Origin of the sequence: Micromonospora sp. NPDC051196, assembly GCF_040682415.1 — a bacterium.
In the GTDB taxonomy this organism is placed as follows: Bacteria; Actinomycetota; Actinomycetes; order Mycobacteriales; family Micromonosporaceae; genus Micromonospora.
Window position 1 is genome coordinate 105373 of the sequence record NZ_JBFBAY010000012.1, and the last position, 12679, is coordinate 118051.

General features: G+C 70.3%; 14 protein-coding genes and 1 tRNA gene. 4 read left to right on the plus strand and 11 right to left on the minus strand.

All coding sequences use genetic code 11. The features are described 5' to 3' along the window. Positions 1 to 55 precede the first annotated feature (55 nt). On the minus strand, positions 56 to 1720 hold the full coding sequence (gene argS, locus AB0M35_RS22105; RefSeq protein ID WP_363747470.1) for an arginine--tRNA ligase: 1665 nt from the start codon (positions 1718 to 1720) through the stop codon (positions 56 to 58). Positions 1721 to 1820: 100 nt separating this feature from the next. Here argS and AB0M35_RS22110 point away from each other — a divergent pair, with 100 nt between their 5' ends. The 4 genes from AB0M35_RS22110 to AB0M35_RS22125 all read left to right on the plus strand — a co-directional run bounded on the left by AB0M35_RS22110 (position 1821) and on the right by AB0M35_RS22125 (position 4456). Further along, positions 1821 to 2627 (plus strand): DUF3105 domain-containing protein, encoded by an 807-nt coding sequence (locus tag AB0M35_RS22110; protein WP_363747472.1) that lies wholly within the window; start codon positions 1821 to 1823, stop codon positions 2625 to 2627. A gap of 1 nt (position 2628) precedes the next feature. Continuing rightward, entirely contained in the window at positions 2629 to 3285 is a 657-nt protein-coding gene (locus AB0M35_RS22115; protein WP_363747474.1) for a DUF305 domain-containing protein, read from the plus strand. 269 nt (positions 3286 to 3554) lie between these two features. Continuing rightward, positions 3555 to 4247: a winged helix-turn-helix domain-containing protein gene (locus tag AB0M35_RS22120; protein WP_363747476.1), complete on the plus strand. Its 693-nt coding sequence runs from the start codon at positions 3555 to 3557 to the stop codon at positions 4245 to 4247. Positions 4248 to 4381: 134 nt separating this feature from the next. Continuing rightward, positions 4382 to 4456: transfer RNA gene (locus AB0M35_RS22125), tRNA-Arg, on the plus strand. A gap of 136 nt (positions 4457 to 4592) precedes the next feature. On the opposite strand, the gene AB0M35_RS22130 is transcribed toward AB0M35_RS22125, so the two are convergent. The 10 genes from AB0M35_RS22130 to AB0M35_RS22175 all read right to left on the minus strand — a co-directional run bounded on the left by AB0M35_RS22130 (position 4593) and on the right by AB0M35_RS22175 (position 12678). Then, complete coding sequence (locus AB0M35_RS22130; RefSeq protein WP_363747478.1) at positions 4593 to 5960, minus strand: integrase; 1368 nt, start codon at positions 5958 to 5960, stop codon at positions 4593 to 4595. Then, positions 5957 to 6178, minus strand: coding sequence for a helix-turn-helix domain-containing protein (locus tag AB0M35_RS22135; RefSeq protein ID WP_363747480.1), 222 nt, complete (start codon positions 6176 to 6178; stop codon positions 5957 to 5959). The genes AB0M35_RS22130 and AB0M35_RS22135 overlap by 4 nt, the downstream gene beginning before the upstream one ends. Further along, a complete protein-coding gene (locus tag AB0M35_RS22140; protein ID WP_363747482.1) occupies positions 6175 to 6342 on the minus strand; it encodes a hypothetical protein in 168 nt (55 codons plus the stop codon). Before AB0M35_RS22140 ends, AB0M35_RS22135 begins: the two co-directional genes overlap by 4 nt. 381 nt (positions 6343 to 6723) lie before the next feature. Next, positions 6724 to 8310 (minus strand): YfjI family protein, encoded by a 1587-nt coding sequence (locus tag AB0M35_RS22145; RefSeq protein ID WP_363747484.1) that lies wholly within the window; start codon positions 8308 to 8310, stop codon positions 6724 to 6726. Beyond that, positions 8307 to 9197, minus strand: a complete 891-nt coding sequence (locus tag AB0M35_RS22150; protein ID WP_363747486.1) for a bifunctional DNA primase/polymerase — start codon at positions 9195 to 9197, stop codon at positions 8307 to 8309. Before AB0M35_RS22150 ends, AB0M35_RS22145 begins: the two co-directional genes overlap by 4 nt. Positions 9198 to 9211: 14 nt before the next feature. Further along, positions 9212 to 9511 carry a hypothetical protein gene (locus AB0M35_RS22155; protein WP_363747487.1) on the minus strand — a complete coding sequence of 100 codons (300 nt, stop codon included), beginning with the start codon at positions 9509 to 9511 and terminating at the stop codon, positions 9212 to 9214. Beyond that, positions 9511 to 9801: a hypothetical protein gene (locus AB0M35_RS22160; protein WP_363747489.1), complete on the minus strand. Its 291-nt coding sequence runs from the start codon at positions 9799 to 9801 to the stop codon at positions 9511 to 9513. Before AB0M35_RS22160 ends, AB0M35_RS22155 begins: the two co-directional genes overlap by 1 nt. After that, a complete protein-coding gene (locus AB0M35_RS22165; RefSeq protein ID WP_363747490.1) occupies positions 9798 to 10046 on the minus strand; it encodes a hypothetical protein in 249 nt (82 codons plus the stop codon). Before AB0M35_RS22165 ends, AB0M35_RS22160 begins: the two co-directional genes overlap by 4 nt. Before the next feature lie 142 nt (positions 10047 to 10188). Beyond that, the gene (locus AB0M35_RS22170; RefSeq protein WP_363747492.1) at positions 10189 to 12384 is read right to left on the minus strand and encodes a cell division protein FtsK; all 2196 of its coding nucleotides are present in this window, start codon (positions 12382 to 12384) and stop codon (positions 10189 to 10191) included. 90 nt (positions 12385 to 12474) lie between these two features. After that, positions 12475 to 12678 carry a hypothetical protein gene (locus AB0M35_RS22175; protein ID WP_363747494.1) on the minus strand — a complete coding sequence of 68 codons (204 nt, stop codon included), beginning with the start codon at positions 12676 to 12678 and terminating at the stop codon, positions 12475 to 12477. Between the last annotated feature and the right edge of the window lies 1 nt (position 12679).

The window sequence follows — 12679 nt, forward strand, 5'->3', positions numbered from 1 at the left end:
GTCTCCACTTCGCGACTGCAGGGCTCGCAAGCTCACTTCTCGCGCTCGCACGGAACTACATCCTCTCCGGGGCCGAGACGCCGAGCAGGCGCAGGCCGTTGGCGATGACCACCCGGGTGGCGTCGTTGAGCCAGAGCCGGGCCCGGTGCAGGTCGGTGACCTCCTCGTCGCCGCGCGGCAGGATCCGGCAGTTGTCGTAGAACCGGTGGTACGCCCCGGCCAGGTCCTCCAGGTATCGGGCCACCCGGTGCGGCTCACGCAGCTCGGCGGCGGCGGCGACCACGGCGGGGAACTCGGCGAGCGCCTTGAGCAGCTCGTTCTCCTTGTCGTGGTCGAGCAGCTCGGGACGGAACGCGTCGGCGTCGCCCCGGGTCAGCCCGACCTCGGCGGCGTTGCGTCCGACGCTGGCCGTCCGGGCGGCCACGTACTGCACGTAGTAGACCGGGTTGTCGCGGGTGGCCCGGGTCCACAGCTCGATGTCGATGTCGATCGGGGAGTCGCTGGAGTAGCGGGCCAGCGCGTACCGGGCGGCGTCCACCCCGATCGCGTCGACCAGGTCCTCCAGGGTGATCACCGTGCCGGCGCGCTTACTCATCCGCATCGGTGCGCCGTCGCGGACCAGGTTGACCAGCTGACCGATGAGGATCTCCAGGCTCTGGGCCGGGTCGTCGCCGAAACAGGCGGCCATCGCCTTCATCCGGCCGATGTAGCCGTGGTGGTCCGCACCGAGCATGATCACGACCCGGTCGAAGCCGCGCTCGCGCTTGTCCAGGTAGTAGGCGCAGTCCGCGGCGAAGTACGTCCACTCGCCGTTGGACTTGCGCAGCACCCGGTCCTTGTCGTCGCCGAAGTCGGTGGTGCGCAGCCAGGTGGCACCGTCGGCCTCGAAGATGTGCCCCTGCTCACGCAGGCGGGTCAGAGCGTGCTCCAGCTCACCCCGGTCGTGCAGGTCCTTCTCGTTGAAGTAGGTGTCGAACTCCACCCCGAAGTCCCGCAGCGAGGACTTGATCTCTTCGAACATCAGCTCGACGCCCTCGACCCGGAAGACCTCCTGGGCGGCGTCCTCGTCCAGCGACAGCACCTCCGGCCGCCGGGCGGTGACCTCGTTGGCGATCTCGGCGATGTACGCCCCGCCGTAGCCGTCCTCCGGGGCGGGCTCCCCCTTGGCGGCGGCGAGCAGCGAGCGGGCGAACCGGTCGATCTGGGAGCCGGCGTCGTTGAAGTAGTACTCCGTGCCGACGTCCGCGCCGGCGGCCCGCAGCAGCCGGCTCAACGCGTCACCGACCGCCGCCCACCGGACCCCGCCGATGTGCACCGGGCCGGTCGGGTTGGCCGAGACGAACTCAAGGTTGATCTTCAGTCCGGCGAGCACGTCGCCCCGGCCGTACGCCTCGCCCGCCGTCACGATCGTGCGGGCGAGCTGGCCGGCGGCGGCGGCGTCGAGCCGGATGTTCAGAAAGCCCGGACCGGCGATCTCCACCGACTTGATCCCCGACATGCTGGCGAGCTGGGCGGCCAGCCCGGCGGCCAGCTCGCGCGGCGGTACGCCCACCTTCTTGCTCAGCTGCAACGCCAGTGTGGCGGCGTAGTCACCGTGCTCGGGATTACGCGGTCGCTCGACCGTCGTCTGCTCCGGCAGCGCCGCGCGGTCCAGGCCTCGTTCGGCAAAGACGGCGTGAGCGGCGGCTAGGACAGCTTCGGCGAGTTCTGCGGGAGTCACCGAACCATGTTATCGGGGGTAGACTCGGCCTCCGCGGCGGCGACCCGGCATCGGGGGCCGGGCCGCCAGATCCCCTGACCGACCGACCTGACGAGGACCGATGAGCATCAGCACCCCGGGCGGCCCGCAGCGCCGCCCGACCGTGGTCAGCACCGGCAAGAAGCCGGCGGCGGGGCGGCCGGCGGCCGACACCAAGGCCGCCTCCACCAAGCCGGCGACTCCCAAACGTGCTGGTGGGGGTGGTAAGGGCCCACGAAAGCCGATCACCCCCGTCAAGGTCAGCCAGGGCCGCCCCTGGGGCCCGATCGCCCTCTTCGTCGCCGTCGGCGTGCTCGCCACGTCGATCATCGGGTACGGCGCCTGGGCTGCCATCCGGGGCGCCCAGACGTGGGAGGAGAAGGCGGCGCAGATCGAGGGCATCGTCAACTTCCGCGAGACCGACCCGGAGGCCATCTCCAACTCGGAGCACCGGTCCGGCAAGCAGGAGTACGCGCAGAGCCCGCCGGTCGGCGGCCCGCACAACAACACCTGGCAGCGCTGCCTCGGTGACGTCTACGACGCGCCGATCGCCAGCGAGCACGCCCTGCACAGCATGGAGCACGGTGCGGTCTGGCTCACCTACCGCCCCGACCTGCCCGCCGCCGACGTGGAGAAGCTGGCCGGTGTGGTTCGCGGTAACGACTTCATGCTGATGAGCCCGTACGAGGGCCTCGACAAGCCGGTCTCGATCCAGGCGTGGGGCTACCAGCTCAAGGTCGACAGCGCCGACGACCCGCGGATCAAGGAGTTCGCCACCACGCTGGCGCGGAACGCCACGGTCGAGCCGAATGCCACCTGTTCCGCCGGCAACTACACCACCGGCACCGGCACGGAGCCGCGTGACCTCCAGCCGTCGATGGGCGGCTGACATGCCCAGCGCGGTGCAGGAGACGGCGGTCGAGGAGCGGGCCGCCTCGGCCGAGCCGCGGCCGGGGTCGCCGATGCTGCGCTACCTGACGCTCGCCATGACGGCGTTGCTGCTGCTCGGCGTCGGCTGGACGGCCGCCACGCTCTACGCCGGGCGCACGCCGGGTGAGACGTCGGCCGAGGCCGGGTTCGCGCGGGACATGTCCCGCCACCACGCCCAGGCGGTGGAGATGGCCATGGTCGCGTACGCCAAGGGCCAGGATCCGGCGGTGCGGCAGATCGGGTACGACATCGCCCTGACCCAGCAGGGCCAGATCGGGCAGATGCAGCGCTGGTTGCAGGAGTGGAATCTGCTGCCCACCGGCTCCCGGCCGGCCATGGAGTGGATGCCCGACGGGGTCACGGTGAACGCCGACGGCCTGATGCCCGGCATGGCCACCCGCGAGGAGATCACCAGCCTGCACGAGGCCCAGGGCGCCGAGGTCGACCGCCTCTTCGTCGACCTGATGATCAAGCACCACATCGGCGGCGTGCACATGGCCGACGGGGTGCTCGACGCCTCCGACCGCCCCGAGGTGGTCCGGCTCGCCCAGTCGATGAAGCAGGGCCAGCAGAAGGAGATCAACGAGCTGCGGAAGCTCCAGCAGGGCGCCGGCTGAGACCCCGACCCGTAGTTTGACCGGTGCCGCCCCGCTCACGTCGAGCGGGGCGGCACCGTTTTTCCTGCTCAAGAGCCCATGTTCCGGCAGGCGCGCCAGCGCCGGCAGCCCAGCGCCGACCCACTGCCAGCGCCCAGCCCTGGCCCGGCCCCGGTCGACGCCCAGCCGGCAGAGCGTCCGGGATCAGACCCTCCGTCACACCTTGGTGGCATACGACCGATTTTCCCTCTAGGGGTTACTTGGGGAGAAGTGCGCTCGTTGTCCAAGACGTGGGGGTTGCACTCAGAGACGCACGGCGTTCCGTCACCAGCTGGTGCCGGCGCCACACCATCGGCGGTGACGGGACGGTGGCAGCCGTCCGTCGCGGACAGCGGCAGGGCGAGCCGGGAGCGCTCAGCCGCGAACAGGAGTTGGAACTGATCGACACCCTCCGGGGCGTCCACCCCGACGAGTTCGGCCTGGACGACGAGCTGTGGACCCGGCAGAGTCTGCACGCCCTGATCCAGCAGCACTTCGGGCTGACCCTGGAGGCCGGCGCGGTCGGGGCGTACCTGCGGGCCTGGGGGTTGGGTCCCCGCGAGCCCCGCGAGCGGGCCTGCGGCCTCTGCGTCGGCGCGGTCGAGCGCTGGGTACGCAGTGAGTACCCGGCGATCACCCGGGCCGCCCAGGAGCACCTCGCCGAGGTCTACTGGCTCGGCCGGATCCGGCTACGCGGCACCATGCCGGCCGCCGACGTGATCTCCGCCGTCTCGTCCCGGGGCCGGGTCCGCTTCATGATCACCACACCGTCGCTCGACCCGGCGCTGCCCCGGGACTTCGTCCTGCGGCTCAGCGGCGCGGAGCAACGCACGGTACACCTGATCGTGGACGGCTCCTGGGCCCGCAACGAGTGGCCCCGCCGACTGCCCCGGCGCATCGTGCCGCACCCGCTGCCGAGCTGTGGACGCGCCGTGGCCGCGTGACGTCGACCACCCGGTTGACCAGGGCTGGATCGGTCTCGGCAAACACTCGCACCCGACCGGAAGCATGATCACGGCCGGGCGGGTACCGATTCGGCGATTCGAGGAGGAGTTTGCTAGTCTTCTCCAGTCGCTGAGCCCCCGTAGCTCAGGGGATAGAGCACCGCCCTCCGGAGGCGGGGGCGCAGGTTCGAATCCTGCCGGGGGCACCAGATTCAACCAGCACGAAAAGGCCGCTGACCAGGACGAACCCGGTCAGCGGCCTTAGTCGTGTGTCCGGCTGTGTCCGGCCGTCAGCGGCCCGTGGCGGTCATCTGCGCCATATACGTGCCCAAGTTTGGGCGCGGGTCAGCCGTGGCCTAGCGCCATCTCGATGCGCTGCCGCAGGGCCGCGTCACCGCCGTCAAGGCACTTGGCGTAGATCCTCAGCAGCACCTCCACCGACTGTCCGGCCCACTCGGCTACCTGAGTCGGCGGCACTCCCCCGTTGAGCCAGGTCGACACCGCCGCGTGCCGCAGGTCGTACGGCGTGCGGGCCAGCGGCGAGGCGTAGACCTCGGGCGTGAACACGGCGGCCCGTGCCCACCGCCACACGCGGTTGATTGTGCCCTTGGGTAACTCGTCCTTGTTGCGCTCCCCCACGAACAGCCGACCGGTCGGACCGAACCCGAACAGTTCGACGTGCGCGTTGATGATTGCGGTCAGTTCCGGTGGGCAGGGAACCGTTCGCGTCTCCCCTCTCGCCCGTTGCTTGAGTTGGCGACTGTCCCGATTTTTCCCACTGTCGGTCCACTCCCGACCCGCGTGCGGTTCCGCTCCGTCGAGGGTGAATTCGCCCCACCCTTCTTCGGGTAGGTGCAGGTTCGGTTTGGCGAGGCGGACGGCTTCCTCAGGCCGCATTGCCGCGTAGTACAGGCAGGCGTAGAAGGCGACCATGCGCGGCCCGATGCGGCCCTGTTCCCTGACTCCTTCCAGGAGCGTTCGCGCCTGCACCGGGTTGGCCACTGACCGGCGGTCAATGGTGTTGACGGTTTTCGGCGGCTTCCATTTCAGCTGCGGCAGCGGGTTTGCCGGCAACAGGCGTTTCTCAACCGCGTATTCGATCGCTGTGTTGAATATCTTCCGGCGACGGCTGATAACGCTCGGTGCGGCCGGCGCTCCGTCAAGCCGAACGGTCAGACCATCCAACACCGGGCGCAGAATCTCGGGGCGACCCAAAGCCGCCACGTCACGAGTGTTCCGCTTCACCCATTCAAGAGCGGCCCGGACATCTTCGGGAACGTCCTCCGCCTCACGGCGCGGGGTGTTGAATGCCCAGCGACCCAGGGCGTAGCGCAGTATCTTGCCGTCCGGGCGACCCCTTGTGCTGGTCAGCATGAGCACGGTAAGCGCGGTCAGTGCTTCCGCGTGAGTGCGGCGAGTCGTGGCGGCCACATGCTGCCACTTCATATCGGCAAACGAACAGGCCAGGTCGTACCAGGAACTGACAGTTGCCGTCGAACGCATCGAAAGAGGGCGGCCCGTCTCGATGTCGAAAGCCTCACCCTTGCGGGTCGCGGTGATCAGTTCCGATCGGAAACCGTCCGCAAGAGCCTTAGTCTTGAAGACCGCCTTGTGTTGCCGGCCAGCCACCCGCCAGCGAACACGATAGGTCTTCCCCCTTTTCCCCTCATAGGTTTGGGTTGACCAGATACGTACGTCATAGCTTGTGTTCAAGCGACCTCCTCGTAGAGCGACTCAAGCCAGGTTTCGTAGTCGCTGCGGTCAATCCGAATCTCCCCGTTCGGCAGCTTGCGGGACGGCGGACCCTTCCGCTTCGCCCGCCAGTCGTAGAAGGTCGACCGGCTGATGTCGAGGTCATCGCAAACGTCAGCAACGGTGAGGTGGCGGGCGGAACGAGGTGCCCCCTTCTTGGGGCGAGGTGGCGCGGTCATTGGCGGGCGTCCTTCCTCGGGGTGGCGTCGAGGTAGATGCGCTGGAACATCGGGGATCGGCGGTCGGGGTAGGGCCGGGAGACGTGGCGGATGTGCAGCACTTGGGCGATAGCGGACAGGGCTGCGACTGTTTCAGCGGGGGTGCCGTGCAGCCTGATTCGCACGCTGAGGGCCTTTCGGTCGCTGGCGGTCACTTATGGAGGAACAGGGAGGCATCGCCACAGAGGGGCGTAGGACGACCCGCTGATAGCGCCGTAGACGCAAGATCCGGGCAGGGTTGGTGCAAGGCATGGGGCCGAACCGTCTGTGTGGCTCTGAGCGGGCCGTTTCCGGGGTGCCGGTCGGTGGCTGACGGCCCGGTGCGGGCGGTGTGGGGCCGAGTAGCGGTGACACGGTGACAGTCCGGCTACTGGCCGGGTGTTTGTGCTGGTCAGCGGGTGTTTGAAGCTGTCACCGTGGGGTGGTGACAGGTGGTGACAGCGGTGACAGCCGCCGGGGGTGTCACCGCTGTCACCGGGGTGTCACCGGGGGGTGGTGACAGGGTTTTAGGTGGCGTGAGCTGCGGAAACGTGGCCGGCGGGCGGGGTTGTCACCGTGTCACCGCTGTCACCGCCCCCGCCGGCCAGCTCGGCGGCGCGGGGGTGGACTTCGTAGCCGCCCCCGTCGTTGCTCCTGACCCAGCCGTGGGCAGTGAGCACGTCCAGGACGGCGGTCACGTCGGCGGCGCGGGGCAGTTGCCGGTGGCAGCGTCGGTGCAGTTCCCGGCGGGTAAAGGTGGTCATGCCCTTGGCGGTGACGATGGCCAGGACACGGCGGGCGGTTTCGGCGGTGGCGTCGGCGGTGATGGTGGCGACAGCGGCCCGGTAGTGGGCGGCGAAGAAATCCGCGAGGCGTACCGCGTCGGTCATGCGGTGGGTGTCGATGGGGCGTCGCCATGCGTCGGCGGGGTGGTGGGCGACGTGCAGTAGCCCGGCCAGCCGCAGGGTTGCGCCGGACAGCTTGTTGCCCCATTCGCGCATGTCGTGGAGGCTTCCGCCGGGCCGTAGCTCGGCTTCGACCTGCTCGGCGGCGGCCCGCCGCACCTTCCCGGCGTCCTCGGTGAGCACGACGACGGCCGGGTCTTCCCACTCGGCGAACGTGGCGGCCAGGTCGTGGATTCGGTGGCGGTAGCCGGCTGCCACCTGTTCCGGCACCGGGGGCGTGTCCACGGGCCGATATCCGGCCATCGACGCGGGCAGCGCGAACAGGAACCGGGCCGGCAGGCCACGCCCGGCCAGGCCGGCGTTACCGCCGAACTGGCGCAGCACCACCGGTTGCGCCATCACGCACACGGTCAGCGCTGGCTTGTCGACGGCGGCGCCTTCGCGGGTGGTCCGCTCGTTGCTCATCGGCTGCCCGGCGTGGCCTTTCAGGTACGGGTCAAGGTTGGGAGCGCCGGAGTAGCGGCCGGCAAGCGTGTCGAAGATCCCGCCTTCATCGCTGATGATGGCCATCCGTCCACCGTTGGCGGCCATCAGGCTAATGAGCGCTTCCGGGGTGGCGTCGTCGGTGATGAGTTTCGGCAGGCCGGGAACGGTGATGGCCTCGGCGGCGATAGCGGCGGCCACCGCATCGGCGGTGGCGTCGTCGCGCTTGCCGGGGTCGGTGGCTTTCGCGGCGGCGGCTTTGGCCTGCTCGGCTTGCCGGTCGGCGATGTCGCGTAGGGCGGCGGCCTCAGCGATGCGGGGCCGCATCGCGTCAGCGAGGGTGGACTGTGCGGCGAACAGGGGCGCGGTCATCGCGCGGTGTACCGGGCTCTTGCGTTCACCGGGGCCGGCGATGACGGCGGCGAAGATGTTCACCGGTTCCCGCCACCCGGCCACCGGCTCCACCTCCAACCGCCCACCCGCGCACGCAGACAGGGCGGCTACGGCAAGGGTGCCGGCCATGGCCGGATCGGTGGCGGTGAACCGGGCCACCCCGGTCACCATGTCGGCCAGCCAGGTCGGGAACACGTCGACCGGAAACGGCGGGGTTGCGGTGGCGGCGCCGGTCAGTGGCACGGGCACGTCCCACAGCGGACCGCCGGTGGCCGGCTGTTCGTCGGGGTGCGGGTGGTCGGGGTTGACGAGGTGCAGACGGGCGGGCGTCATGCGGCGACTCCTTCGGCACGGAAGCCACCACGGATGGCGGCGCGGATATCGCGGTCGGTCTGCTCGGCGCGGCGGCCGGCGTCGGTGAGGGCGGCGATGGCGTCGGCGTGGTCGATGGCGTCGGCTTTAACCATCCGGGCCACGCCCCGGGAGGCGCCGTAGAGGGTGGTGCGGCGGGCGCCTTCGGGGGCGCCGGTCACGCGGTCGAGTAGCACGGCCAAGAGGCGGTCTGGATGGGAGATGCCCCCCGCCTCGCGTAGCTGCGTCGGGCCGGTCGCGGCCGGGATGGGCGGGGCCGGCGGCGGTAGGCAGGCCGTGAGCAGGGCGGGGGGCATCTCCTTCACGGGCTGGCCCGTTATCCACCGGTAGGGCCGTCCGGTACGTGGATGCACCGATGGTGGGAGAACGACGTAGCCGCCGTCTGCCCTCACGTCGATGCCGGGGCCGAGTCCTTGACCGGGCTTGCCCTGGCTACACGGCACCCGGCGGCCCGGGTGCCGGTAGTACAGGTGCAGGCCACCCGATCCGGTGCGGACCCGCGCCGTGGGCGGGATCAGACCAGCGGCGATGAGCCGTACCAGGGTGGCTGCTCCGTCGTGCGCCGGGTCGACATCGACTACCACCACCCCGGCCGTCGTGCCAGTGCGCAAGGCGAGTTGCCCGCACGGTACGGCGGCCACGATCGCGGCGATCCGCGCCGGGTCGGTGGTCGCGGCGTAGAAGCCGTGGCAGGTCAGGCACGGGCAGGCGTCCTGATCGTGGGTCGGGTCTTCGTCCGCCTTCGGGCAGTCGGGACAGTTGGCAACGGGCCGTTTGGAACGGCCAAGCATGAACACTGGCCACCCGTGTTCGGCGTAGCGCAGGGCAGCGGGGAGCAGGTCAGGCAATGGGTGCCTCCTGATCAGGCGATATGGCGTTGGGCGCGGGCCGTGTCGAGGTCGATCAGCGCCGCGTCGGCGTTGTCGGGAATCCCGCCGGGCCGCCGTGCGGCGGTGGCGACGGACAGCCGCAGGTACAGGCGGTATCGGCCGGCATCGGCGCCGGCCAGCGGGCGGCGGGTACCGCGCTGAGCGAGCCGCCCGGCAGCGGCGAGCGCGGCCGTGGCCGCGTCCAGCTCGGCCAGCGTGCCGGCTAGCCAGACCTCCAACCCGGACAGCCGGCCGTCACGCGGTGAAGCACCGTCGCGGCGCGGTCCGGCCATCAGGCGGCCCGCCGGGGTCGGGGCCGTGCCGCGATGGCCGCGCGGGTGACGGCGTTCCGCAGGTCGCCGAGCAGTCCGACCAGCTGACGCCGTGCGGCGGGTTCGGTCGGGGCGAGGGCGACCCGGATGCGGATTTCGGCGTGGTCGCGGCCGGCGGTGGTCCGCACGCGCACGAGCACGGCACGCGCCCGGCCGGGGATGTCGACCACGATTTCCGGGGAGCGGTGTTCGTTGAGGTTGCAGCGGTGGTCCCGTCCGCACCAGTCGGTGTGACCGGTCCGGCGGTTCATCGGTGTGCCTCAGCGCGTAGCCGGTGAACCACGTTGTAGATGCGCCGTCCGGTGCGCAACCTGGTGCCCCGGTCGCAGCGGCGGCAGGCACGCGGCCGGCGCAGGAACCGGGTGGTGGTCTGCCCGGTGCCGGCGCAGCGTTGGCAGGTTTTGAACGGGCTGACCCAGCACAGGACGCCGTAACCGAGGGTGATCAGTGTGGGGATGGTGGCGAGGGTGATAGCGGCGAGGGTCAGGGGGTCCACGGCAGCCTCCTGGGCCGGTTTTTGGGCGTGTGGGGCTGTGAGCTGCTATCCGCTAGAGGGCAGCTCATGATTCGGTTTGGGTGCTAGCGGGGGTGCTAGCGCTAGCAGTACGGGCCGCTAGCGCTAGCACTCTGGCGGCTGGTTAGCCGGCGGACCGTTTGCGGTCACGCTCCGCGATCGCGGCGAGTAGGTCGGTGTGCTTGATGCCGCGCCGGGTGACCGGCTTGCCGTCGATGCGGCGGCCCACGTCGGCGACCTTGACGGCGGGGTGGGGTTTGAGTGCGGTGGTGAGCTGGGCGGCTTCCCATCCGCCGTAGACGTTGGGTCGCAGTTCGGCGAGCAGTCCGCACAGCGTTTCGTTCCATGCCGACTTGTCGTCGCCTGGCCACACGCGGGCGAGGTCGCCGAGCACGTCGGCGACCGGGGCGATGTCGCGGGTCTGCTCGTCCGGCTTCGTCAGCGTCCCGGCGGTCTGCCGCAGCGCTACCGCGCGGGTGACGATGCGGGCGGCGGCGGTGGTGTCGACGTAGAACGACCGGACCGCCGACGCTTTCGGCCCGAAGCCGCGCAGGATGCCCCACCCGGCTTCGATGACCGGCTGAAACACGGTCGCCCGGTATCCGTTCTTGTACGCCGAGGTGCCGAGGATCATGTCGTTGGCGGTCTGGTCAGCGACGCTGAGGCAGAAGCGGGAGTTGACGTTGCGGGTGATGCCGGTCGGCAGGCTGTCCTTGTCGGGGATCTGCGTGCCGATCAGGATGATCACACCCAACGCCCGGCCGAGCTTGATGACCTTTTCTAGGAGTTCCCCGGCGTCTTTGCCGTACTTGCTGGTCATCAGCTCTTGCAGCTCATCGAACCACGCCACCAGGGGGTGAAGCCCCGAGCCCTTGAGCGACGCCAGTTCGGGGGTGACCTTGTTCTCCGGTGCCTTGCCGAGCCTTGCGTAGTGCTCGATGCGCTTGGAGCGGCGGCGGCATTCCTCGTACAGCCACTCGATGAAGGCGAAGCAGCGGGCGAGGGTTTCGTCGTCGAAGCCGTTGCCGTACTCGGCCATGACCGGTTCCAACACGGCGAAGTCACCGACGCCCTTGAGTTCGTAGCCGCGGATCTCCGTGCGGGGGTCGAGGGCGGCGGCCAGGATCAGATCCCGCAACGCGAACGTCTTCCCGCTACCGGGCTGACCACCGAACAGGAAGTTGCGGAACATCAGGTCCACGCTCACCACGTCGAGGCGGGGTGTGGTGGCGAACGGGAACGGCTTGAACACGTCCACCTTCACCCCGGCGTTGAGCAGCGGCCAGGCGGGTTGCTTCATCTGCGACGCCGGTTCATACCCCACCCACAACGCCAAGCGGCCCGTGTGACCGGGGGCGGGTTCGGGCCACACCTGATCCAGCGGCAACCGCATCGCCGACGCCAGCTTGCCCCGGCGGGCGACCACCTCGGCGGCCTCCACCCCGTAGGGCAGATCCACGATGGCCAAATGGCCGGGGCCGTCCCGATGGATGTCGACCGGGAAGCTGATGGCCTTCGGGTCTTTGGCCACCGCCGAGTTGATGGCGGGCATTTGCAGCGACGTGAGGGCGCGGCGCACCAGGTCGGCGGTCAGCTTGCGGTAGCGGGTGCCTTCGGTGACCCGGTCCGTGATCGGCCGGTCCGCCGGGCGGCCTCGGGTGGCCAGCCACGGCACCACCACCGCGCCGGCCACCGCCGACCACCAGCCCGGCCCGGCCGCGAGCACGATGATGCCGGTTCCGGTGCCCGCGGTTCCGGCCGCGAGCACCCACCACCGCCACACCGACTGGCGCTGACGGCGCGCGTCGAGCTTCAACCAGGTGTCGGCGTCACCGCGTGAGGCGGCGGCTTGTCGTAGGTGCCAGTTCCCTTCCTCGGCGGCGGCCCAGCGCAGGGCTTGGCCGATGCTGCGGACCGCGCCGATCGGTGCCCATGCCAGGGCTTTCACCGCGTACTTCGGCAACCGGACACCGTGATACGCGACCACATAGCCGGCGTCCTTGCTCTGATGCTTCACTGCCGCGCGCAGGGCACGGCCGGAACGCGCCCACTCGGCCAGGATCGGCCGACGCTCACGCTGCCGGGCCACCACTTCGGCCGGGATGTCGTCGGCCATGTCCACCGGCCCGCCGACCCGCTCCGGTCCGTCATCCACCGTTTCGGCGTCGGCGGTGTCGGGGTCGGGGTCGGCCGGTGGGCGGGGACGGGGAGCACGACGGGCGCGGGCGTCATCGAGGTCGACCACCTCGGCATCCGGGCCGATGGTGAGGTCGTCTTCGGTGGCGTGCCAGTCGAAACGGTCGTTATCGGGGGCAGTCATGATGGGGGTTCCTCCAACGGTCTGTCGGATCGGTAGGGGCCGGCGGCACGGCGCAGGTTGGGAAGCCAGGGGCCGTGCCGCCGGGCGGGGTCAAGGACGGGCGCCGGGTCGGGGCGGCCGGGTCGCCATCGCGGCCACCGCGAACGCGGCGGTGCCGATGGCGTGCAGCACGCGGCCGGCGGTGTCGTCGGCGGTGACCATCAGGACCAGGTTGGCCAGGGCCAGCAGGTTGAACAGGTGCCACACGCGGCCGGCGGGGCGGCGGGCCGGCGGCAGATCAGCGGGGTTAGTCATC